The sequence below is a fragment of the Streptomyces sp. NPDC051976 genome, from assembly GCF_040680795.1.
Classification (GTDB): domain Bacteria; phylum Actinomycetota; class Actinomycetes; order Streptomycetales; family Streptomycetaceae; genus Actinacidiphila.
On record NZ_JBFAXL010000008.1, the window covers coordinates 59,376 to 82,689 of the forward strand.

Here is a 23,314-nt window from a genome sequence, read left to right on the forward strand (position 1 = left end):
CGCACACCCGGGCGCTCCGGACGCGGGAGCGCGGTGGGCCCGCGTACGCCTAGGCCGGATCCGGGCCCGCTGTCGGATCCGGGCCCGAGCCCACCGCGGGCTCGGCCGCTCCGGCCTGCGTCTGGGGGATCCGGGAGGTGAAGAACAGGGCGGTGAGGGCGGCCAGGGCGAGGACGGCGAGGGCGGCGCGGAGGCCGGCGATGCGGCTGGTGGTGTTGGCGTCCAGGGCGGCCTCGGTGATCGCCGGGTCGACCCCCGCGTCGTTGAGGGCGGAGGTGAGCTGGGCGTCCGAGAGGAAGGGGGCGCCGCCGGCGAGCTCGACCTGGGTGCGGCTCTTCACGTCGGCCGGGATCGCCGGGCTCTGCTCGATGGTGGCGAGGAACGACGAGGTCAGGACGGCCAGGAGGATCGACCCGGCGAGCGCGGTGCCGATCGACGCGCCGAGGTTGGTGACGGTGTTCTGGACACCGCCCACCTCGGCGCTCTGCTCGTCGGGGACCGCGGACACGGTGACCGCGCCGAGCTGGGAGGCGAGCGCCCCCATGCCGAGCCCCACCAGCAGCAGCGGAATCGTCACGACGCCCGCGTCGGACTCCCTGTCGAGGGTGGCCATCAGGACCACGGCGCCGGTGAGCATGGACAGGATTCCCCACCGCACCACCCGTCGCGGCGACACACGCGGCAGCAGTCTGGGGATGCCGACCGCCGCGGCGAGCAGCGTCACGGACAGCGGCAGGAGCCACACGCCCGTCTTGAGCGCGGACAGGCCGAGCGCGACGGACAGGTAGAGGGGTACGACGAAGAACACGCCCATCTGCACCAGGTACTGGAAGAAGAACATCGTCAGACCGCCGCTGAGCTGCCGGTTGCGCAGCAGCGCGGGGGCGACCAGCGGCTCCTCCCCCCGCCGCACGAGCCGTTCCTCCCAGCGGAAGAAGAGCCAGACCAGCAGGATCCCGCCGAGCATCAGCCAGACCACCGGGGACAGCGCGAACCACGAGGGTGCGCCGGACTTGGGCCTGAACCAGCCCCACTCGCTGGTGCGCAGCACGGCGAAGACGAACACCCCGATCCCCGCCGCGGACAGCACCGCGCCCACGACGTCGATGCGCGGCCGGCGTTCGGGCGGGGCGTCGGCGGCACGGCGGGCCAGCACCAGGATGGCCAGCACCACCACGACCTCCCCGGCGAAGACCCAGCGCCAGGAGAAGTACGTGGTCGCCACGCCCCCGATGAGCGGCCCGAGCGCGACGGCCACCGCCGCGGCCGCCGCGACCAGGCCGTAGGCGGCGGGGCGCCGCCGGGCGGGGAAGTTTCCCGCGACCAGTGCCACGATCGCCGGCATGATGAGCGCGGCTCCGACGCCTTCCAGGAACGACCAGCCGATCAGCAGCACCGTCAGGTTCGGCGCCAGCGAGGTGGTCAGCGACCCGCATCCGTAGATCACGCAGCCGATCATGAAGACCCGCTTGCGGCCGAGCAGCGCGCCGACCTTGCCCCCGGTGATCATCAGCATCGCCATCACCAGCGTGTACGCCGTGATCGCGCCCTGCAGCCCGCTGACCGTGGTCCCCACGTCCGAGGCCACCGTCGCGATCGACACGTTCATCACCGAACTGTCCAGCGCCATCAGGAACTGCCCGGCCGCCAGCGTCAGAAGCACGACGTTCGCGGCCCCGGCCTTCCCCCCGCCATCCGCCTCAGCTGCCACCTCCGCAGCCTCGCCCACGCCCCCTCCCCCCGGCCCCCGACGCGCCCGCCGGGTCACCCGGACAGGCATGGCCCCTGACATCCGTCAGGACCGCGGGGCGGAACCGCGTGGCTACGGTGCCGGGCAGACAGGGCTTCCGGGAGGAGAGGGTGAGGATGTTCTCGAAGAGCAGGCGCGGGGTCGCGATGGCGCTGGGCGCCGCGGTGGTGGCGGCCGGGGCGCTGGTGGGGGTCGGGGCGGGTTCGGCGTCGGCCAGTGACACGGGATCGTGCGCGGCGAACGGGCGGACCAGCGCGCACGGGCCGGAGTACGTGTGCGGGCTGTGGAAGGGGAACGTGCCCGTATACGACTGGACCGGCACGAACAACGCCATCGTGGGGTACCTGAACGTGGGCGGCCGGGCCAACTGGTTCACCGGGCAGTGCCAGGCGTACGGGGACGACAACCGGCCCTCCGAGGTGTACGTGAACGGCTACTGGAACAGCTGGTGGGCGTACACCCAGGCGGACAACGGCGTGTGGGGCTATGTGCCCGAGGTGTACTTCGCCGGTGGCGCGAACGACCAGCCGTCGGGAGTGCTGCCCTCCTTCTGCTGAGCCCCGCCCGAGGGGGCGGCCAGGGGGCGCATCACGGCGAGGGGGCGCGAAAAGTTGCTGCGCCGAGCAGGGGCCCGAACCATGGGAGGGGTGAGCGACGGCGCGTACCTCCGGTTTCCGCACCTGCACGGCGATCTGCTCTGCTTCGCCGCGGAGGACGACATCTGGGTGGCCCCGCTGGGGGCCGCGGGCGGGGTGCCGGGGCGTGCCTGGCGGGTGACGGCGGACCGCACCCGGGTCGGGCCGCCCCGGCTGTCGCCGGACGGCGAGACCATCGCGTTCACGTCGTGGCGGAGCCTGGACCCCGAGGTCCATCTGGTGCCGGTGGACGGCGGGACGTCACGCCGGGTGACGTACTGGGGCAGTACGGACACCCGGGTGTGCTCGTGGACGCCGGACGGGCATGTGCTGGCGGTGTCCTCCCACGCGCAGCCGTTCGCGTACCACACCTGGGCGCACAGCGTGTCGACGCAGTGCGGGCCGGGTGGCCGGCTGCCGTGGGGGCCGGTGTCCGACATCGCGGTGTGCGACGACAGCGGGGAGCGCCGCACACTGCTGCTGACCGGGACACCGCCGCACGAGCCGCACGCCTGGAAGCGGTACCGCGGCGGTGCGACGGGACGGCTGTGGCTGCACGGCGAGCGGCTGGTCCCGGAGGTGGACGGGCATCTGGCCGCGCCGATGTTCGTCTCGGGCCGGATCGCCTTCCTCTCCGACCACGAAGGCGTCGGCAACCTCTACTCGTGCCGCCACGACGGTACGGATCTGCGCCGCCACACCGACCACGACGACTTCTACGCCCGCAGCGCCGCCACCGACGGCGAGCGGGTGGTGTACCAGTGCGCGGGCGAGCTGTGGCTGGTGGAGGACCTGATCACGCCGGACGCCCGGCCGCGCCGCCTGGAGATACGGCTCGGCGGCGCGCGGAGCGGCCGCCGCCCGTACCAGGTGCCCGCCGCCTCGCATCTGGACGGCCTGGCCATGGACGCCACCGGCCGGGCCAGCGCGGTGTGCGTACGCGGCAGCCTCTACTGGCTGACCCACCGCGACGGCCCCGCCCGTACCCTCGCCGACGAGCCGGGGGCCCGGGTGCGGCTGCCGGAGATGCTGGGCGACACCGGGCTGATCGCGTTCGTGACGGACGCGGAGGGCGAGGACGGCATCGAGCTGGCGCAGCTCCCGGGCCGGGCCTCCCGCGCGATGGCCGGTGCGGAGGAGGAGGACGACGGCTCCGAGGAAGGGGGCCCGGGCGGGCAGGGGGACGGCGTCGCCGCCGACCGGCCGGACCAGGTGCCGGTGCCGGTCGCGGAGGGCCCCACCAGGAGCGGGCCGCCGGACGAGCCCGCCGAGGAGACCGCCGAAGAGCCCGCGGACGGCCGTACGAACGGGCAGGTGTCCGGCGCGGCGGGCACCGACGCCGCGCCCCACGCGAGCGGCGGCACCAGCAGCGTCAACGGCCACGCCCCGTCTCCCCCGGCCACCGTCCCGGGCCCGGATGCCCCGCAACGCCTCGCCGTGGGCAAGGTGGGACGGGTATTGGAGATGATCTCCTCGCCCGACGGGAGCACGCTGGCGGTGGCCACCCACGACGGCCGCCTGCTGCTGGTCACGACGGGCGAGCGGGACGTCTCCGACGAGTCCCACCCGTCGGACGGCTACGACACCGCCGACCGGGAGGACCTCCAGGAACTCCAGGAGATCCACGACCTGGACGACGCCGAGGAGCTGCTGGACGCCCTCGGTCCCGGCCCCGGAGCAGTGGACACGGAGGAGAACCCCACCGCCCCCGGCGCCGTCGACGAGCTGATCCGCTCCACCAACGGCCCGGTCCGCGACCTGTCCTTCTCCCCCGACTCGGCCTGGCTCACCTGGTCGCACCCGGGAATCGGCCGCAGCCTGCGCTCGGTGAAGATCGCCCGGCTCGCCGACCACACCATCATCGACGTGACCAACGGCCGGTTCGAGGACGAGCAGCCGGTCTTCACCCGCGACGGCCGCTATCTGGCGTTCCTGTCCTGGCGCGGCTTCGACCCGGTGTACGACGTGCACACCGGCGATCTGTCGTTCCCGCTGGGCTGCCGCCCGTACCTGGTGCCGCTGAACTCGGCGACGCCGTCGCCGTTCGCGCTGCCGGTGGACGGCCGCCCGATCACCGGCGGGCTCGACCCCGGGGAGAGCGGCAGCGGCGACGGTCCCGTGGTGGTGGAGGCCGAGGGCCTTGCCAGCCGGGTCACGCCCTTCCCCGTACCGGCGTCGAAGTACTCGGCGCTGGCGCCCGTGCAGGGCGGTCTGGTCTGGCTGCGCTGGCCGATCTCCGGCGCGCTCGGCGAGACCTTCACCAACCCCACCGACCCCTCGGCGCGGCCGACGCTGGAGTTCTACAGCCTGGGCAAGTGCAAGCGCACCGAACTGGTGCACCACATGGACTGGTACGCGGTCAGCGGCGACGGCCGCCGGGTCGCCGTCTTCGACGAGGGCGAACTGGCCGTCCTCCCGGCCACCGAGCGGGGCGACGACGACTCGACGGTCTACGTCGACATGCGCCGCATCCTGCACGAGGTGGACCCGACCGCCGAGTGGCGGCAGTCGTACGCGGAGGCGGGCCGGCTGATCCGGGACTACTTCTGGGCGCCGGACATGTGCGGGGTCGACTGGCCCGCGATCCTCGACCAGTACCGGCCGCTGGTCGAACGCGTCGCCACCCCCGACGAGTTCGCCGACCTGCTGCGCGAGGTGCTGGGCGAACTCGGCACCTCGCACGCCTATGTGGCGCCCGCCCGCCGCAACGAGGGACCGCCGCACTACCAGCGGCCGATCGGCCTGCTCGGCGCCGACTTCCAGCACGGCAAGGACGGCACATGGTCGGTGCTGCGCATCCTGCCGGGCGAGTCGTCCGACTCCAAGGCCCGCTCCCCGCTGGCCGGTACGGGGATCCGCGAGGGCTTCGTCCTGACCCATGTCGACGGGCGGCCGGTCGACCCGGACGCGGGACCGTATCCGCTGCTCGCGGGCGCCGGCGGCACCACGGTGGAGCTGACCTTCACCCCGCCGGGCCGGCGCGGCGCGCCCCGCCGGGTCGCCGTCGTCCCGCTGGTCGACGAGCGGCCGCTGCGCTACCAGCACTGGGTGGCCAAACGGCGTTCCGTCGTACGGCACTTGAGCGGCGGGCGGTGCGGCTATCTGCACATCCCCGACATGGGCGGCTCGGGCTGGGCGCAGTTCAACCGCGATCTGCGGATGGAGATGGCGTACGACGCGCTGCTGGTGGACGTGCGCGGCAACGCGGGCGGCCACATCAGCGAGTTGGTGGTGGAGAAGCTGACCCGGACGATCCTCGGCTGGGACCTGACCCGTAACGCGCAGCCGGTGTCGTACGCGGGCAGCGCGCCGCGCGGTCCGGTGGTCGCCATCGCCGACGAGGCGACCTCGTCGGACGGCGACATGATCACCGCGGCCTTCAAACTCCTGGGCCTGGGACCGGTGGTGGGCTCGCGCACCTGGGGCGGGGTGGTCGGGATGACCGGCCGCCACCGGCTGGGCGACGGCACGGTGATCACGGTGCCGATGAACGCGGCCTGGTTCGACGCCTACGGCTGGTCGGTGGAGAACCACGGTGTGGACCCCGACATCGACTCGCTGCGGACGCCGCTGGACTGGGCGGAGGGCCGTCACGGTCAGATGGGGGTCGCGGTCAGGACGGCGCTCGCCCTGCTGGAGGAGCACCCGGCGGCCACCCCGCCCGACCTCTCCGCCCGCCCCAACCGCGCCCGCCCGCCGCTGCCGCCGCGCTGACACGGCAGTTACGGCAGGCACGGCAGGCACCGCGGAGGGCAACGACCGTACGGCTCAGCCCAGTTCGCGCAGGCGCGCACGGCTCAGCCGGTCGGCGTTCCTGGTCGTCTCCGGCAGCCGGTAGCGCGTGGTGAGGCGCAGGGTGTGGTCGCAGGCGTTGTCGAGGCCGATGCCGCTGCCGACGGAGACGAAGACCGGCTTGACGCCCTGCTGGGTGCGGAGCGCCGCGCCCACCACCTCGCCGCCGTCCGTCAGCGGCGTCCGGCTCCCCCGCAGCGGCCCCGGCGCCTCGTGGTCGAAGGCGAACGGCGTCTTGGCCACGCCGAAACAGGGCAGTCCGGTCTCCACGCCGAGGTGCACCGCGAGCCCGGCGCGGCGCGGGTGGGCGATGCCGTAGCCGTCGCACACCACGACCTCGGGGGTGCGGCTCAGCTTCTCCAACGCCGTGAGCACGGACGGCAGTTCGCGGAAGGCCAGCAGCCCCGGGATGTACGGGAAGCGGCTGGTCCCCTCGACGACGGCCACTTCGGCCAGCTCCAGGGTCCGCGTGTCGAGCACGACCGCCGCGGCCACCAGCCGGTCGCTGTCCTTGCCGTACGAGACGTCCACGCCGGCGATCCACCGCACCTCGCCGAACTCCGGCCCCGCCACGTCGAGTACGGCCCGCTCCCGCAGCCGTTCCTGGAGGCGTTCGGCCTCTTCCGGGGACGACGGCGGGTACGTCGGCATCGATGTCATGGCGGGCACGATATCCGCCGCCGCGGGCGCGAGGGGCAGCCGGTGGCCCGGCCGCCCCCGTGTCGCGCCCGGTGGGGCGAGCGCGTCAGAACTGCGAAACCCAGTACGGGCTCACCGTCATCCAGCCGTTGCCGCGGGCGCCGTTGAGGCGGCCGGTGGAGTTCTGGGCGAGGGTGTACCAGGAGTCGACGTAGTCGGGGTCGTTGGTCCACCAGGAGGTGGGGATGGCGGCCAGGACCGCGTCGACGAGCGGGATGTACGCGCCCTGGTCGGTGATGGTGAGCAGGGCGTCGGCGAGGGCCTTGGCGAGGGCGGAGTAGTTGGTGTCGCCGTCGTCCTCCATCATCACGACGTCGGCCAGGTCGTACTTGTAGTTCGACCAGTTCACCAGGATCTGGTTCGGGTAGTACGTGGTGTGGTCGTTGTCGAGATACGGCATGTCGACGGTGTCGACGCGGACCTTGCCGTCGAAGCCGAAGCCGCTGACGATCGAGAAGATCTCGGCGTCGCCGAGGATCCAGGGTTCCTCGTCGTCGTTGAGCCAGACCGAGTCGACCTTGGTGGTCCAGTAGCCGCCGGTGGCGGGCGTGGCGGTCCGGGAGACCCCGGATGCGCGGGCCGCGGGGGTCGTGGCGGCGGGGGTCGTGGCGGCGGGGGTGCTCAGGCCGTCCTTGACGAACTGCCGGTCGACCAGGGCGAGTCCGGCGCTCATGGCCTTGGTGACGTCGATGTCGACGACGTAGACCGGCCGGTCGGGGGTCCGCCGGGTGCTGAGGGTGTGCGCGTGGCCCCGGCTGTCGTAGGCGGTGACGGTGGTGGCGCTGTCGTCGACGGCGGCGGCTGCCACCAGCGCGTCCGCGCCGTCGGCGAGCGCGTCGCGCATGGTGGTGGCGCCCAGGCGCAGCCGGAGCAGTGAACCGGTCCCTGCGGACAGGCCCTTGGCGGCGGCGATGCGCCGGTCGGCGCCGGTGACGGCGGAGTTGAGGGCCCGGCCCGCCGGGGCGGTGGCGTGACCGGTGAGGGCGCCGAGGTCGACCTGCGGCGCGGCGAGGGCCGCGGACCGTACCTGGGCGCGCCAGGTGGGATCGGCGAGCGAGACGGCGAGGGTACGGGCGGTGGTGTCCTCGATGCCACCGACGGCCGAGTGGCGCACGGCGGTTCGGTGGGTGGCCAGGTGGTCGGCGGGCGGCGTGGCGGCGCTCGCCGCGACCGGTAACAGTCCCTGGAACGCGGTTGCGGACGCGGCGCACAGCGCGAGGGTGATCGCGGCGCGGCGCACGGGGGTGAGGTGCACAGGAGCCTCCGGAAGGCGTGGGGGAGCCGGGACAGGAGCCAGATCTATGCGGGTAGACCTCGCACATGAGAAGCATGTCCATGACATCGAGCTCGCGCAAGGCCATCCTCAAGCCACTTCCGGAACAACGGAATTCGCGGCGCCGCGGCGCCGGACGACGAAATGCGCAGCACGGGCGCACGCCCGCGGCACACAGCCCACGGCACACGACGAAGGGGCACCCCCTCGCGGGGATGCCCCTTCTTCAGTCACACATCCGCGTGACGTCAGCTCCAGTCGCTGGCGCTGTCGTCCTGCGGGTCCATCTCCTGCTGCTGGGCGCGGTTCCGGTCGCGGTCGGCCATGCCCGGACGACGCTGCTGCTGCGAGCCGTCCTCCATGGGCTCCATGGACTCCATCGGGTCCATGCCCTCACGCTCCCGCGGACGTGCCGCGCGCTCGCCCTTGGCGCCCTGTCCGCGGGCACCCTTCGCCTTGTTGGCGAGGTCGCCGGCCTTGTCCTTGAACTCTTCCATACCGCCCATGATCACTCCTCCTGGAGTCTGTGGGGTTGGGGCCTCGACAAGACTTACATGGGCGGACAAAGGGCGCATCTCGGGCGTGTCGCGCGGTGAAAACCCCAGCTCAGGAAGGGTTTTCAGCTCACGGAGCGTGACGATCGCGCGGTCTCGTCGGCGGCCCCGCCGCGGCCGACGAGACCGCGTGGGGCACCGCCGTTCCTGGCGAGCGCCGGTTCGGCCTTCCGCATCTCGCGCCTGCCCATCGCACCGCCGATGACGGACGGCAGGGCGCCCCGTACCGACTGCATGCCGCGCAGCCACCACTGGGCGTAGACGTGCGGGGAGCGGCGGACGATCCCGGCGGCGATACGGTCGACGGCCGGTTCCAGCGGGTAGGTGCGGTTGGTCGGCCAGGGCAGCCGGGCGCGCAGCGCGCGCAGCACGTCGTCCTCGTCGGCGCCGCGCACCATGTCGGTGTCGGTCCAGCTGAGGTAGCCGACGCCGACCTTGACGCCCTTGTGCCCGACCTCCGCGCGCAGGCTGTGCGCGAACGCCTCGACGCCCGACTTGCTCGCGCAGTACGCGGCCATCATCGGCGCCGGGGTCAGCGCGGCCAGCGAGGCGATCTGCAGCAGATAGCCGCGCGAGGCGACCAGCGCGGGCAGGAACGCGCGGGCGGTGGCGACGCTGCCCAGCAGGTTGACCTGGATGACGCGGTCGAAGGCGTCGGGGTCGGAGTCGAGGAAGGGACCACCGGTGGCCACACCGGCGTTGGCGACCACCACGTCGATCCGGCCGAAGCGCTCCGCCACCTCCGCGGCGGTCCTGGCCATCGCCTCCCGGTCGGTGACGTCGGCGGTCCAGTACGCCGCGCCGCCGCCGATCTCCGCGGCGACCCGCTTCAACTCGTCGGGCTCCAGGCCGACGAGCGCGAGCTGGGCGCCGCGCGCGGCGAGCTTGCGGGCCAGCAGCGCGCCGACGCCGCGGGCCGCGCCGGTGATCACCACGACCTGGCCGTTCATCGATGCGGTGCTGGCGCTCATGCGCTCTCCTTGGTGGTCTCGGAGACGGCGGCGGGTTCGGCCGACGCGTCGGCTTCCGCCGGGGCGGGGACTTCGGCCGGGGCTTCCGCGGAGGCGGGGGCTTCCGTCAGGAAGCGCGCCGCGAGTTCGCGGATCGCGGCCTCGACCGCCTGTGCGTCCTCGATGGGGGTCATGTGCCCGAGCCCGGGCAGTTCGGTCAGGCCGGTGCAGTGCGGGAGGGCGCGCACCATGCCGTGCGCGTGCACGCCGGGCGTGAGCTTGTCCGCGGTGCCGACCAGGACCGCGGTCGGCGCGGTGAGCGCGGCCAGTTCGGCGTCGAGGTCGAGCACGGACAGCACCCGGCCCCACGCGGCCCGCTGCCCCGCCCGGCAGGCGTGCACGATACGGGCGGTGAACTCGACCTGCTCGGGTGTCGAACCGCTCGCCATCACGCCGTACTTGAGCGCGGCGCGGCTCAGCCCGTTGGACGGCCCGAGCGGCAGCCGGGAGGTGAGCAGCTGCCGGTGGAAGGCCCGCCGCAGCCACGTGCCGGGGACGCCCGGCGGCAGCACCTTGCTGGTACCGGGCAGCCGCCCGCTGCCGGTGCTGGCCAGCAGCACCGCCGCCGTACGGTCCCGGACGGCGGCCCGGCCGGACGCCGCCATGATCGTCATCCCGCCCATGGAGTGCCCGGCGAGCAGGGCGCGTTCACCGTCGGGCAGCGCCGCGGACAGCACGGCCTCCAGGTCGTCGGCGAGCACCCCGGTGCTGTAGGCGCGGCGGTCGACGGGCACCGCGCTGCGGCCGTGGCCGCGCTGGTCGTACGCGATCACCCGGAAGTCGGCGGCGAGACCGCGGACCACCGGGGCCCAGAACAGCGTGGAGCAGGTCCAGCCGTGCGAGAGGACCACGGTGGGGGCGTCCGCCCGGCCGTACTCCTCGATGTGCAGCCGGGTGCCGTCGGCGGACACGGCCGCCAGCTCGCGGCGGGCCCTCACGGCTTCGTAGGGGATCGTCATGACGCCACCTCCGCGGCGGTCTTCAGAGGGGCGGCTGGGGTCTCGGCGGCCACCAGCACCTCGTACTCGGCGAGCTTCAACTGCCGGGTGGCGCGCCGGAATTCGGCGGTGGTGCCGGGCCAGGCCGTGGTGTTGCGGCCGTTGGCGTCCAGGTACCAGCTCTTGCAGCCGCCGGTGTTCCAGACGGTACGGGCCGCGCGGCGCTGCATCTCGTCGTTCCACGCGGTCACCGCGCCGGCCTTGGCGTCCAGCGCGGCGGCGCCGGTGGCGGCGAGGGTGCGCAGGTAGTCGGCCATGTAGTTCAGCGACGACTCGATCATCAGGATCATCGAGCTGTTCCCGAGGCCGGTGTTGGGGCCGATGATGAACAGCAGGTTGGGGAAGCCGTCGACCGCGCAGCCGCGCAGCGCCGCCATGCCGTCCTTCCAGTGCTCGGCCAGCGTGCGGCCGTCCGCGCCGATGACGCGGTCGCCGATCGGCATGTCGGTGACGTGGAAGCCGGTGCCGAAGATGATCGCGTCGACCTCGCGCTCGGTGCCGTCCGCGGTGACGATCGTGGAGCCGCGCACCTCGGCGAGGGCGGAGGTGACGACCTCGGTGTTGGGCTGCGACAGCGCCGGGTAGTACGTGTTGGACAGCAGGATGCGCTTGCAGCCGATGGTGTAGTCGGGGGTGAGACGGGCCCGCAGCTCCGGGTCCTTCACCGAGCGCCGCAGGTGGTTGGCGGCGATCCGCTCGGCGGCCTTGAGCAGCTTGGGGTGCCGGACGAAGGCGCCGACCTGGAACTCCCTGATCAGCCAGAGCAGTCCGCGGCGGGCCTTGGCGGTGCTGGGCACCCTGCCGTGCAGCCAGCGCTCGGCGGCGCTGACACCGCGGTCCACCCGCGGCATCACCCACGGCGGGGTGCGCTGGATCACGGTGAGGCTGCCGACCTCGGGCTGGATGGACGGCACGATCTGGATCGCGGAGGCGCCGGTGCCGACCATCGCCACCCGCTTGCCGGCCAGGTCGAAGTCGTGGTCCCAGCGGGAGGAGTGGAAGACCCGGCCGGGGAAGCCGTCGATCCCGGGGATGTCGGGGATCTTCGGGTCGGAGAGCGGCCCGGTGGCGGAGACCACGACGTCGGCGGTCAGCTCGCCCGCGGCGGTGGTGAGGTGCCAGCGGTTGCGCTCGCCGTCCCAGCGGGCCTGCCGCACCTCGGCGCCGAAGCGCAGATGCGGGCGGAGCCCGAAGGTGTCGGTGACCCGCTCCAGATACGCGCGGATGTGCTCCTGCCCGGAGAACGCCCGCGGCCAGTCGGGGTTGGGTGCGAAGGAGAACGAGTACAGGTGCGACGGTACGTCGCAGGCGCAGCCCGGGTAGCTGTTGTCGCGCCAGGTGCCACCGACCGCGTCGGCGCGCTCCAGGACGACGAAGTCGGTGATCCCCTCACGCCGCAGCCGTACGGCGGCTCCCAGCCCACCGAACCCTGAGCCGATCACCGCCACCCGTACGTGTTCGAGCTCGTCCATGGCACCACCCTTCCGCACCGCAACCCGCTCCTGATCGCGCCAGCAATCACTGGCACAGTCCGGACTGTAGGCCACATCGGTTACCTCCGGTAGGGGGTGGTGCCACTTTTCACGGCCGCGGGGACCGCGGGGCGGCGGCCGGGTGGCGGCCTTGCGGCGGATACGCACCAGGCGCACGAGGGGGACGGCGCCGGGCGGGTGGATAGGCTGGGCAGGTGGACGATACCGGGAGCGCGGAGCGCGAGTACCGCGTGGAGGAGTTGGCCAAGGCGGCCGGTATACCCGTGCGGACCCTGCGGTTCTACCGGGAGCGGCGGCTGCTGCCCCCGCCGCGCAGGGACGGCCGGATCGCCTGGTACTCCGAGGCGCACCTCAGCCGGCTGCGGACCATCGCGGCGCTGCTGGACCGCGGGCACACCCTCGGCGGCATCACCGAGCTGATCGCCGCCTGGGAGAACGGCCGCACCCTGGACGGCGTGGCCGAACTGCTCGGGCTGGAGGGCGCCTTGGCCGGGCCCTGGTCCGACGAGACCCCCGTCCGGCTGGCCCCCGAGGAGCTGGCCGACCACTTCGGCGAGGACGTCACCGCCGAGAATCTGACCGCCGCCCTCGACATCGGCTACATCTCGGTCGACGGCGAGGAGGTCACCCACGTCAGCCGCCGTCTGCTCGACGCCTCCACCGCCCTGGTCAACGAAGGCGTGCCGCTGTCCGCCGTCCTCGCCGCGGGCCGCGAGGTACGCGCCCACGTGGACGCCCTGGCCGACCTCTTCACGCAGGTCATCCGCACCCATGTGCTCTGCCCGATGGGCGAGCTGCCGCCCGGCGAGGCGCACCGCCTCGCCGAGTCCCTCCAGCGGCTGCGCCCGCTGGCCAAGAACATCGTGGACGCCGAGATGTCGCTGGCCATGGAGCGCCGGGTACGGGTGGAGATCGACCTCTGGCTGCGCGAGCAGGCCGAGCGGACGGACGCGGCGCGACCCGCGGGCACGGCGGACGCGGCGGAGGACCCGGCGCGGGCGGAGGAATCGGCGCGGGCGGTCGACCCTCCGCGGTCGCCGGACACCGCGGAGGAATCCGGCCCTTCCGGGCGGTGAACACCCGGCGTGGCGGCTCCCGCCGCCCCTTCGCGCGCGCGACGCGGCGCGACCTGCAAGAGTAGGAGCCGTAGTCCGGACCCACTCGGGAGGTATCCCGTGCAACAGCCCCAAGACGCCGGAGCGGAACAGGCGATACTCGGCCGGATCAGTGCGATGGTCGCCGACGAGAAGGCGCTGCGCGCGCTGCTCGCCGACGGCAGCATCGACGGTGAGACGGAACGCGAGCGCCTGGAAGCCCTGGAACGCGCGCTCGACCAGTGCTGGGACCTGCTGCGGCAGCGCCGCGCGCTGGCCGAGGTCGGTGAGGATCCCGGCGAGGCCCAGGTCCGCCCGTCCTCCACCGTAGAGAACTACCGTTCATGACCGCCGCCACCGGAGCGGGGGACGTGACGGTCACCGACGCCCCGCAGGACAAGCGGTACGAGGCGCGGATCGGCGACGACGTCGCCGGAGTGGCGGTGTACCTGCGCACAGGTGACATGATCGCCTTTCTCCACACCGAGGTGAAGGACGCCTACGAGGGCCGCGGTGTCGGCTCCGCCCTGGCGCGTACCGCCCTGGACGCCGCCCGCGCCGAGGGCTTGCACGTCCTGGCGATCTGCCCGTTCTTCGAGGGCTGGATCGGCAAGCACCCCGAGTACGCGGATCTGCAGTACGAGCCGAGGAGCTCCGTCTCGGACTGACCCGGCGGGCCGGCCCGGCCGCACTCACGAAAGGCGCCGTATGAACACCGAGGTCCCGCTGCCCGGGAACGCGAAGGCGTACACCGGCCGCCTGATCACCGTCACGTTCGACGCCGAGCGCTGTCTGCACGCGGCGGAGTGCGTCCAGGGAATGCCCGAGGTGTTCGACCCGGCGCGGCGGCCATGGATCCGGCCGGACGCGGCGGGCGACGGCGAGACAGCCGCCGAGGCGGTCGCGCAGGTGGTACGGCGCTGCCCGTCGGGCGCGCTGCAGTACCGGCTCGACGCCGAGCGGGACGAGCGCCCCAGCCACCCCACCGAGATCTCCCGCGCCCCCGACGGCCGCCTCGTCGTCCGCGGTGACCTGCTGCTGCACACCGAAGCCGGCCCGCGGCAGGAGACCCGCGCGGTCCTGTGCGGCTGCGGGGCCAGCGCCCACCAGCCGTACTGCGACCACGCGGGCGCCTGCGGGGACCGCGACCGGGACGGCCGGCGCGGCTGACCCGGGTCGCGCGCCGCCGTACGGGAGCCGGGTCCGGCACCGCTGACCACCGGGAACACCGCCCCCGACCTTGATGTCGTTTTCTCGCCAGACCAGGATCGTGACGACGGGCGATGCTGGTGGGGTGCATACGGAAACGGACTTCGACGCCTGCGTCCGCGCCGTCCAGTCGAAGGACGCCCGCTTTGACGGGTGGTTCTTCACGGCGGTGCTGACGACCCGCATCTACTGCCGTCCGAGCTGCCCGGTGGTGCCCCCGAAGGTGCAGAACATGACCTTCTACCCGAGCGCCGCCGCCGCGCAGCAGGCCGGTTTCCGCGCCTGCAAGCGCTGCCGTCCCGACGCCAGTCCCGGCTCACCGCAGTGGAACGAGCGGGCCGATCTGGTGGCCCGCGCGATGCGGCTGATCAGCGACGGTGTGGTGGACCGGGAGGGTGTGCCGGGTCTGGCCACCCGGCTCGGCTACAGCTCCCGGCAGATCCAGCGGCAACTGCTGGCCGAGCTGGGCGCGGGGCCGCTGGCCCTGGCCCGCGCCCAGCGCGCGCAGACCGCGCGGCTGCTGATCGAGACCACCGCGCTGCCGATGGCCGACATCGCCTTCGCCGCCGGATTCGCCAGCGTCCGCACCTTCAACGACACCGTGCGGCAGGTCTTCGCGCTCTCGCCCGGCGACCTGCGTGCCCGGGTGGCGAAGGGCCGCCCGGCCGCCGCGACCGGGACGCTCTCGCTGCGGCTGCCCTTCCGCAAGCCGCTCACCCCGGACAACCTGTTCGGGCACCTGGCGGCGACCGCCGTCCCCGGTGTGGAGGAGTGGCGGGCGGGCGCGTACCGCCGCACCCTGCGGCTGCCGCACGGCACCGGCATCGTGGCGCTGCGGCCCGAACCCGACCACATCGCCTGCCAGTTGTGGCTCACCGACTGGCGTGACCTCAGCCAGGCGATCAGCCGCTGCCGGCGGCTGCTCGACCTGGACGCGGACCCGCTGGCGGTGGACGCGCTGCTGTCCGCCGACCCGGTGCTCGCGCCGCTGGTGGCCAAGGCGCCGGGGCGACGGGTGCCGCGGGTCACCGACGGGCCCGAGTTCGCGGTACGCGCGGTCCTCGGGCAGCAGATCTCGACGGCGGCGGCCCGTACCCACGCCGGACGGCTGGTGACGGCGTACGGCGAGCCGGTGGCCGACCCCGGCGGCGGGCTGACCCATCTCTTCCCCGAGCCGGAGGCACTGGCCGGGCTCGACCCGGCCGCGCTGGCCATGCCGCAGACCCGGCGAGACACCCTGGCGGCGCTCGTCCAGGCCCTGGGCAGCGGGGAGTTGGACCTCGACGTGGGCAGCGACTGGCAGCAGGCGCGGGCCCGGCTGAACGCACTGCCCGGCTTCGGGCCGTGGACGGTCGAGTCCATCGCGATGCGGGCGCTCGGCGACCCGGACGCCTTCCTGCCGACCGACCTCGGCGTCCGCAACGCGGCCCGCGAACTGGGCATGCCCGCCACGCCCGCCGCCCTGGTCAAGCACTCCGCCGCGTGGTCGCCGTGGCGCGCCTACGCCACCCAGTACCTGTGGGCGACCGGCGACCACCCCATCAACGTCCTCCCGACGGAAGGCACTTCCCGATGACCAGCACCACCGGCACGCAGACGGCGGAAGCCGCCGCCCCGGCCACCGTCCACACCGTCGTGGACAGCCCCTGCGGCCCGCTGACCCTGGTGGCCCGCGAGGACGCCCTCGTCGGCCTCTACATGGTCGACCAGCGGCACCGCCCCGCCCAGGAGACCTGCGGCGAGCCCGGGGACAGCCCCGTCTTCGCCGCCGCGGAAGAGCAGTTGGCGGCGTACTTCGCCGGCACCCGCACCGACTTCGACGACCTGCCGCTCGCCATGTCCGGCACCCCGTTCCAGCGGCGCGTCTGGGCGGCGCTGCGCGACATCCCGTACGGCGAGACCGTCTCGTACGGTGAACTCGCCGAGGTGCTCGGGCAGCCGGGCGCCTCCCGGGCGGTCGGGCTGGCCAACGGCAAGAACCCGATCGGCATCATCGTGCCGTGCCACCGGGTGATCGGTGCCAACGGCAGCATGACCGGCTACGGCGGCGGCATCCCGCGCAAGCGCTGGCTGCTGTCCTTCGAGAGCGGCGCCCAGCAGCCGACGCTGATGTGACGTCAGGCGCCGCTCCCGGCAGGGTGGTTCAGGGGTGGGCTCAGAGAGTGGTTCAGACGCCCGCCGGCACCGAGGCGGGCAGTTCCGACGGGTCGGAGTCGGGGGCGCCCGGACGGCGCCGGCGCCACCAGCCGTACCCGGCGAGCAGTGCCACTCCCAGCAGCGAGGCACCGCCCGCCGCCTCGCCGAGGTGCAGACCGGGCGGGGTGAAGGAGCAGGAGATCGAGGTGGCGCCGCCGGTCAGCGGGACCGCGACCAGGCCGAGGTAGGACGTGGCCGGGTGCGCGGAGCCGCCCCCCGCCGAGCAGCTCCAGCCGGTGATGGCGGGCGCGGCGACCACCGCGAACCCGAGGGAGCCCGCGGGCAGTTGGGCGCTGATCCCGTCGTCGGTGACCTGTACGTGGGTGGCGCCCCCGGTGGCGAGCCGCTGCTCCGCCGCGGCCAGCCGCCCGCGGTCCAGGCAGCCGATGGCCTGGGGCGGCACCGTGCCGCGCTCCATCGCCCGTACCCACAGGGTGAACCGGCCGCCCGCCGGGGTGGCGCCGATCCGCTCGACGGCGGCGCTGTGGGTGGGCATCCGGCCGACGAAGCCGATCTTGGTCTGGCTCGGCAGGTTCACGTTGCCGTTGAAGTTCGGCGCCCAGAAGTAGATGTCGGTACCCGCGGGGCAGGACGCGGTCAGCCCGTAGGTGCTCGCCTGCCGCTTGGCCCTGGTCCCGGTGACCCGGAATCCGTCGGGCCCCGGCTGCACCAACGCGCCCTTGCTGGTGCGCAGTTGGAAGGTGGCCGGGGTGTAGACGGTGGAGCCCAGCAGCATTTCCTGGTTGAGGTAGGGCGAGGTGCCGTAGCCGGACGCCGGCGCGTTGGGCCGTACCGTCACAAGCGGCGGGACGGCCTGCCGGGTGACGGTCGGCGGCGCGGTCTGCGGCGGGTTGCCGTGCTGGTGCGGGTCGGTCGGCGAGTGCAGCCGGGCGCCGACCGAGAACAGCACGTCGGTGACGGGGTTGTCGAGGCTCTGCAGGGAGCGGCCGCGCGAGGTCCAGCCGCCGCCGAGCGCGGTCAGCGTCCGGGTCCACACATCGGCGGTGAGGCTGCTGTAGTACTGGGCGCCCTGGCCGCCGACCATCAACGGGTCGTTGCCGACGGTCTGTGCACGTCCCGGGTCGGTGCGCTGGTCCGGCCAGTCCTCGGCGCCCGCGACCGTCTGCCGCTGCCAGGTCTGCCGCTGCCCCCACTGCGGGTAGTCGTCCATGGCGGCCAGCCGCGACCGGTCGGTCCAGGCGTTGGTGAGCGCGGACTCCCCGACCTGGGTGAGGAGCAGCAGCGCGACACCGGCCATCGCCAGCCTGCGGTGCCGCAGCCGGTCCGCCCGGTGCAGCAGGTACAGCGCGCCCAGCACGGCGGCCAGCCCGACTCCCGCCATCGGGTAGGTGCCCAGGCCGGTCACCCCGTCGTCGGCGCCGACCAGCGTGACCAGCACGATCACGCCGATGATCCCGGACGCGGCGCCGATCTGCCGCCATCCGGGCAGCCCGTGGGCGAGCGCCAGCCAGGCGGCCATCACCAGCATGCCGCTGAAGACGAACGTCTCGCGGTACGCGCTGCCGTTGGGCGTGGTGAAGGCGTGCCACAGCAGATGCGTCGGCTTCCACTGCAGGGAGAGCCCGACGGCGACGACCAGCGAGGTCCACACCGTCCGGGTGCGGCGCGGCACCGCCGGGTGGAAGGGCAGCGCGAAGGCCAGCAGCAGCGCGAAGGTGTCGAGATACGTGGAGGGGGTGGCGAAACCGTAGGTGCCCGGCAGCATCCGGCCCAGCAGATCGGCCCACGGCGAGGGCTGGAACTCCTTCACCAGGCCCGGGTAGGCGAGCTTGGTGCCCTTCATGATCGTCATGAGCAGCGGTGCGGTGAGGCCGATGCCGAGTCCGGTGCTGAGCGCCGCCCGGCCGAGCACCCCGAACCACCGGCGCGCGCCGCGCGGTCCCGCCGCGGCCGCCGGGCCGTCCTCCTCGTCCGGTTCGGTGAGCAGCCGCACGATCAGCACAAGCCCGGCGCCGATGGTCGCCATGTACGCGGTGTAGAAGTTGGCGGTCCAGCACAGCGCGACCACCACGACGGACACCACGGGCCGCCGCCCGGCCCTGGCCCACTCCCCCACCAGGCACAGCAGCGGGAAGGCGATCAGCCCGTCGAGCCACATCGGGTTGTACGACGCGAGCATCACGGTCCACCCGCACAGCGCGTACGAGGCGCCGAGCACTCCCGCCGCCCACCAGCGGCCCGGCCGCAGCGTCAGCAGCACGAAGGCCATCGCGGCGGCGGCCGCCGAGATCTTCAGCACGCTGACGACATAGACCGCCAGATCGATCTCGTCCCGCGGGAAGAGCGCGACGAGCAGTGCGAACGGGCTGGAGACATAGGTGCCGAGGTCCGGCAGGAAACTGCTGCCGTATCCGGACTGCCAGTTGAGCAGCAGCCCGCCGTCGGCCGTGCCGTGCAGCAGGTCCCACAGATGGGCGTGGTACGGGACGAACTGGTTGCCCAGGTCGTTCACGTCGCGGGTGCGTCCGCCGAAGGGGTAGCTGCCCGCGATCGCGTCACCGACGCAGAAGGCGAACGCCGAGACGCATGCCGCGAAGAGCGACGCCCGCAGCCTGCTGACGGCGCCCGGAGGAATTTGCAGCGGTGCCATAGGTTCCCCCGGTGCACATGATCCTGGATGTCACCGGATAGTAAGCAGCCGTGCGCGACGGGAATGCGTCCGTCCATCGACCCGGAGGTGAACGGGGGACGCCCGGCCGGTGGTTGGTCCCCACCGGCCGGGCGTCCGTTCCGTACATCGCTCAGGTCAGACCCGTACGGGCTCCGGGGCGTCGGCGTCCGCGTCGTCGTGCTCCGCGGAGGCCGCCAGGTTCTTGCGCAGCTGCTCGCCCTCCACGTCGACGTTGGGCAGCGCGCGGTCGAGCCAGCGCGGCAGCCACCAGGCGGAGCGGCCGAGCAGGGCGAGGACGGCGGGCACGATCGTCATCCGCACGATGAAGGCGTCGAAGGCCACGGCGATGGCCAGGCCGAAGCCCATCATCTTGATCATCGCCTCGGAGGAGCCGATGAAGCCCGCGAAGACGCTGATCATGATGACCGCGGCGGCCGACACCACCCGGGCGCCGTGGGTGAAGCCGGTGACGACGGCCTGGCCCGGCGTCTCGCCGTGGACGTACGCCTCCCGCATCCGGGTCACCAGGAACACCTCGTAGTCCATGGCCAGCCCGAACACCACACCGATCATGAAGATCGGCATCATGCTCATGATCGGCCCGGTCTGCTCCACGCCCAGCAGCCCGGACAGCCAGCCCCACTGGAAGACCGCCACCACCGCGCCGAGCGCGGCGAGTACGGACAGCAGGAACCCTAGCGCCGCCTTGAGCGGCACCAGCACCGAGCGGAAGACGATCATCAGCAGCAGGAAGGCGAGGCCGACGACGAGCGCCAGATAGGGCAGCAGCGCGTCGTTGAGCGTCTGCGAGACGTCGATGTTCATCGCGGTGGTGCCGGTGACCAGCACCTTCGCCCCGGTGGCGCTGGTGAAGTCCGCGGAGTGGCCGCGGATCACATGGACCAGGTCCTCGGTGGTGGTGCTGCTCGGCTTGGACGCGGGCACCACGGTGAGGGTGGCGGTGTCGCCCGCCTTGTTGAACGCCGGCTCGTGCACCGTCTTCACGTCGGGGAAGGAGGCGATGGTGGACTTCACCTTGTCCGCCGCCGCCTTCGGGTGGTCGCTGTGCGCGGCGTCGACCACGATCATCAGCGGCCCGTTGAAGCCGGGCCCGAAGCCGTCGGACAACATGTCGTAGGCGCGGCGCTGCGTGGTGCTCACCGGCTGCGAGCCGTCGTCGGGCAGGCCCAGTTCCATCTTGCTCATCGGGATCGCGGCCAGCCCCAGCGCCACCACACCGGCGAGCAGGAACGGCACCCGGCGCCGTACGACCATCCGCGCCCAGCGGGTGCCCATGTTGGGCTTGTCCGTGGCGGCCGCCCTGCCCTTGCGGACCTTGCGGGTGAGCACCTTGGGCCCGGCGAAGCCGAGCAGCGCGGGGATGAGGGTGAGCGCGATGAGGACGGCGATCGCGACGGTGGCCGCGGCCGCCAGGCCCATCTTGGTCAGCATCGGGATGTTGACCACGGCCAGGCCCGCGAGCGCGATCAGCACGGTGAGACCGGCGAAGACCACGGCGGAGCCCGCCGTACCCACCGCGCGGCCCGCCGCGTCCTCGCCGTCCCGGCCCTCCATGAGTTCGTGCCGGTGGCGGGAGACGATGAAGAGGGCGTAGTCGATACCGACCGCGAGGCCGATCATCGAGGCCAGCGTGGAGGAGGTGGCTGACAGCCCGAGGGTGCTGGCCAGCGCGGTGATGGACGCGATGCCGATGCCCACGCCCATGATCGCGGTGAGCAGTGGCAACCCGGCGGCGACCAGCGAGCTGAAGGTGATCATCAGCACCACGGCGGCGATACCGATACCGATGACCTCGCTGTTGCCGGTCTCCGGTGTCGCCTGGAGCGCGGTGCCGCCGGTCTCCACGGTCAGCCCCGCGGCCCGGCCGTCCTTCGCCGCCTTCTCGATCGCCGTGTGGGTGGCGTCGGTGATCTCGGTGGACTTGGCCGTGTAGCTGACCGACGCGTACGCGGTGGTGCCGTCCTTGCTGACCGCGTCCCCGCCGCCCGAGAACGGGTCGGCCACGGTGGCCTTCTGCGGGGTGTGCTTCAGCTCCTCGACGACGCGTTCGACGGCCGCCTTGTTCGGACCCGCGGTGATCTTCTGGCCGCCCGGCGCCTTGAAGACCATGCGCGCGGTGGCGCCGTCGGCGTTGGAGCCGGGGAAGCGCTCGTGCAGCAGGTCGAAGGCGTGCTGCGCCTCCGTGCCCGGCACGGTGAAGTTGTCGGTCGGCGCGGACGGCGCGGTCGCGGCGCCGACACCCGCGAGCGCGAGCAGCGCCACCCATATGAGGAGGACGTACCGGCGTCGCCGGAAGGCGAACCGGCCCAGTTTGTAGAGGAATGTGGCCATGGAGGCTGGGGCTCCCGTCAGGAAGGGCGGAATTCAGGGCGTGAGGAACCAGCCCGACGACGAGAGCGGCGTGTCAGGTGGAGCGGTGGTGCTGAGAAAGGGGGTTGGGGTTCAGCGCAGACGCAGGGCGGGGACGACCACGGCGTCGATGTATCTGTGGGAGTACTCGGGATCGGGGTCGATGCCCTCGATGATGGGACGCGCCAGTGCGCCCCCGAAGAGCATGTGCGGGATGAAGTCGCGTGCCGGGTTGTCCGCGGCCAGCTCGCCGCGGTCCACGGCGCGCTGCACCAGGACGCGGAAGCTCTCCAGCTCCGGCTCGATCAGCAACTCCCGCAGGGCGCGGAACAGGTCCTCGTTCTGGAACGCGGCATGGGCCAGCCCGCGCATGAGTTCCTGGTCCCGCTTGGTCTCCGCCTCGTCGTGCCGGCGGACCAGTTCGTGCAGGTCCGTCGCGAGGGAGCCCGTGTCGATGTCCGCGGGCGACACTCCCTTGGAGTGCCGCAGCGCGGTGGCGACCAGCTCCGGCTTGCCCTTCCACTGGCGGTAGAGGGTGGCCTTGCTGGAGCGGGTACGGGCCGCGACCGCGTCCATCGTCAGCGCCTCGTAGCCGACCTCCCGCAGGAGTTCGACGACGGCCGCGTAGAGCTCCCCCTCGCGCTCGGGGGTCAGGCGGGTACGACGCGTGGCTGCTGCCTCCTGCGGCGTCATGTCCTGTCCTCCGATCGTGCGAAACGCTGCCGTACACCTCGACAATAGACGGCCCACGATCGAAACGCTACCGTTTCGATCGTGGGCCGTGTCACGTCTGGGTCAATTCCCGGCAGGCGGGCGCTACGCGGGCAGCGCCAGGGTGTGGCCGGTGTGCTCGACCTTCGCCCGCAGGTAGCGGACATTGGCGTCGGACATGTGCACGCCGGTGGGGATGCGCTCCACCACCTCGGTGCCCAGCGCGGTGAGCTGCCGCGCCTTGTCCGGGTTGTTGCTGAGCAGCCGGATGGCGTCGACACCGAGGGCGGCCAGCATCTGGGCCGCCGCGGTGTAGTCGCGCTCGTCGTCGGCGCGGCCCAGCGCACGGTTGGCCTCGTACGTGTCGAGGCCGTCGTCCTGCAGCGCGTACGCGTCGAGCTTGGCGTAGAGCCCGATCCCCCGGCCCTCCTGGCGCAGGTACAGCAGATAGCCGCCGCGCTCGGCGATCCGCTCCACGGCCTCCCTGAGCTGCGGCCCGCAGTCGCAGCGCTCGGAGCCGAAGACATCGCCGGTCAGGCACTCGGAGTGCGGTCTGACCAGCGGCACCGCCGCGTTCTCGTAGTCACCCAGGCCGAGCGCCAGATGTTCCTTGCCGTCCGCGAGACCGGTGAACGTGAAGACGTCGGCCGTCGTCCCCCACCCGTCGGCGAAGCGCAGCGGCACCCGCACCTTCGTCCGGACTCCCGCGACCGGCAGCGGGCCCTCCCCGGCCACTGCGGCCTCTCCGTGGGCCTGCCCCGCTGCGTCAAGCACGACCGCTACCGCTGCATCGACTTCGTCAACCGACATGGACACTCCCTCGTAAGATCTTGAAATATCAAGCTCTTCCGAGGGCGGGAATATTTCCGCCGACGCCCACCAATGGCTGTGACCCAGG

General features: G+C 72.9%; 19 protein-coding genes. 8 read left to right on the top strand and 11 right to left on the bottom strand.

Going from position 1 to position 23,314, the window contains the following annotated elements; all coding sequences use genetic code 11:
• Window positions 1-49 precede the first annotated feature (49 nt).
• Window positions 50-1,711, bottom strand: a complete 1,662-nt coding sequence (locus AB0M29_RS11575) for an MFS transporter (protein ID WP_365382162.1) — start codon at window positions 1,709-1,711, stop codon at window positions 50-52.
• Window positions 1,712-1,866: 155 nt separating this feature from the next.
• Here AB0M29_RS11575 and AB0M29_RS11580 point away from each other — a divergent pair, with 155 nt between their 5' ends.
• The gene (locus AB0M29_RS11580) at window positions 1,867-2,307 is read left to right on the top strand and encodes a hypothetical protein (protein WP_365382005.1); all 441 of its coding nucleotides are present in this window, start codon (window positions 1,867-1,869) and stop codon (window positions 2,305-2,307) included.
• 81 nt (window positions 2,308-2,388) lie between these two features.
• Window positions 2,389-6,099 carry a S41 family peptidase gene (locus tag AB0M29_RS11585; RefSeq protein ID WP_365382006.1) on the top strand — a complete coding sequence of 1,237 codons (3,711 nt, stop codon included), beginning with the start codon at window positions 2,389-2,391 and terminating at the stop codon, window positions 6,097-6,099.
• Window positions 6,100-6,153: 54 nt separating this feature from the next.
• Here AB0M29_RS11585 and AB0M29_RS11590 read toward each other — a convergent pair whose 3' ends face one another.
• From AB0M29_RS11590 to AB0M29_RS11615, 6 genes are all read right to left on the bottom strand, one after another.
• A complete protein-coding gene (locus AB0M29_RS11590) occupies window positions 6,154-6,837 on the bottom strand; it encodes an endonuclease V (protein WP_365382007.1) in 684 nt (227 codons plus the stop codon).
• Window positions 6,838-6,922: 85 nt separating this feature from the next.
• Window positions 6,923-8,131, bottom strand: a complete 1,209-nt coding sequence (locus AB0M29_RS11595; protein WP_365382008.1) for a DUF3103 family protein — start codon at window positions 8,129-8,131, stop codon at window positions 6,923-6,925.
• A gap of 266 nt (window positions 8,132-8,397) precedes the next feature.
• Window positions 8,398-8,655 (bottom strand): hypothetical protein, encoded by a 258-nt coding sequence (locus tag AB0M29_RS11600; protein WP_365382009.1) that lies wholly within the window; start codon window positions 8,653-8,655, stop codon window positions 8,398-8,400.
• A 113-nt stretch (window positions 8,656-8,768) separates the two neighbouring features.
• A complete protein-coding gene (locus AB0M29_RS11605) occupies window positions 8,769-9,674 on the bottom strand; it encodes an SDR family oxidoreductase (RefSeq protein ID WP_365382010.1) in 906 nt (301 codons plus the stop codon).
• Window positions 9,671-10,672, bottom strand: a complete 1,002-nt coding sequence (locus tag AB0M29_RS11610) for an alpha/beta hydrolase (RefSeq protein ID WP_365382011.1) — start codon at window positions 10,670-10,672, stop codon at window positions 9,671-9,673. The genes AB0M29_RS11605 and AB0M29_RS11610 overlap by 4 nt, the downstream gene beginning before the upstream one ends.
• Entirely contained in the window at window positions 10,669-12,183 is a 1,515-nt protein-coding gene (locus AB0M29_RS11615) for an NAD(P)/FAD-dependent oxidoreductase (RefSeq protein ID WP_365382012.1), read from the bottom strand. Before AB0M29_RS11615 ends, AB0M29_RS11610 begins: the two co-directional genes overlap by 4 nt.
• A gap of 215 nt (window positions 12,184-12,398) precedes the next feature.
• On the opposite strand from AB0M29_RS11615, the gene AB0M29_RS11620 reads away from it, so the two are divergent.
• The 6 genes from AB0M29_RS11620 (at window position 12,399) to AB0M29_RS11645 (ending at window position 16,622) form a co-directional block, all read left to right on the top strand.
• The gene (locus AB0M29_RS11620; RefSeq protein ID WP_365382013.1) at window positions 12,399-13,280 is read left to right on the top strand and encodes a MerR family transcriptional regulator; all 882 of its coding nucleotides are present in this window, start codon (window positions 12,399-12,401) and stop codon (window positions 13,278-13,280) included.
• Between the two features lie 99 nt (window positions 13,281-13,379).
• Window positions 13,380-13,646: a DUF2630 family protein gene (locus AB0M29_RS11625; RefSeq protein ID WP_365382014.1), complete on the top strand. Its 267-nt coding sequence runs from the start codon at window positions 13,380-13,382 to the stop codon at window positions 13,644-13,646.
• On the top strand, window positions 13,643-13,966 hold the full coding sequence (locus AB0M29_RS11630) for a GNAT family N-acetyltransferase (RefSeq protein WP_365382015.1): 324 nt from the start codon (window positions 13,643-13,645) through the stop codon (window positions 13,964-13,966). Before AB0M29_RS11625 ends, AB0M29_RS11630 begins: the two co-directional genes overlap by 4 nt.
• 40 nt (window positions 13,967-14,006) lie before the next feature.
• Complete coding sequence (locus AB0M29_RS11635) at window positions 14,007-14,468, top strand: (4Fe-4S)-binding protein (protein WP_365382016.1); 462 nt, start codon at window positions 14,007-14,009, stop codon at window positions 14,466-14,468.
• A gap of 124 nt (window positions 14,469-14,592) precedes the next feature.
• Window positions 14,593-16,083 carry an AlkA N-terminal domain-containing protein gene (locus tag AB0M29_RS11640; RefSeq protein ID WP_365382017.1) on the top strand — a complete coding sequence of 497 codons (1,491 nt, stop codon included), beginning with the start codon at window positions 14,593-14,595 and terminating at the stop codon, window positions 16,081-16,083.
• Complete coding sequence (locus AB0M29_RS11645) at window positions 16,080-16,622, top strand: methylated-DNA--[protein]-cysteine S-methyltransferase (RefSeq protein WP_365382018.1); 543 nt, start codon at window positions 16,080-16,082, stop codon at window positions 16,620-16,622. Before AB0M29_RS11640 ends, AB0M29_RS11645 begins: the two co-directional genes overlap by 4 nt.
• A gap of 52 nt (window positions 16,623-16,674) precedes the next feature.
• Here AB0M29_RS11645 and AB0M29_RS11650 read toward each other — a convergent pair whose 3' ends face one another.
• From AB0M29_RS11650 to ribA, 4 genes are all read right to left on the bottom strand, one after another.
• Window positions 16,675-19,314: a YfhO family protein gene (locus tag AB0M29_RS11650; RefSeq protein ID WP_365382019.1), complete on the bottom strand. Its 2,640-nt coding sequence runs from the start codon at window positions 19,312-19,314 to the stop codon at window positions 16,675-16,677.
• A 156-nt stretch (window positions 19,315-19,470) separates the two neighbouring features.
• Window positions 19,471-21,687 (bottom strand): MMPL family transporter, encoded by a 2,217-nt coding sequence (locus AB0M29_RS11655; protein WP_365382020.1) that lies wholly within the window; start codon window positions 21,685-21,687, stop codon window positions 19,471-19,473.
• Window positions 21,688-21,798: 111 nt separating this feature from the next.
• Window positions 21,799-22,398 carry a TetR/AcrR family transcriptional regulator gene (locus AB0M29_RS11660; RefSeq protein WP_365382021.1) on the bottom strand — a complete coding sequence of 200 codons (600 nt, stop codon included), beginning with the start codon at window positions 22,396-22,398 and terminating at the stop codon, window positions 21,799-21,801.
• A 123-nt stretch (window positions 22,399-22,521) separates the two neighbouring features.
• The gene (gene ribA, locus AB0M29_RS11665; protein ID WP_365382022.1) at window positions 22,522-23,226 is read right to left on the bottom strand and encodes a GTP cyclohydrolase II; all 705 of its coding nucleotides are present in this window, start codon (window positions 23,224-23,226) and stop codon (window positions 22,522-22,524) included.
• Window positions 23,227-23,314: the final 88 nt, after the last annotated feature.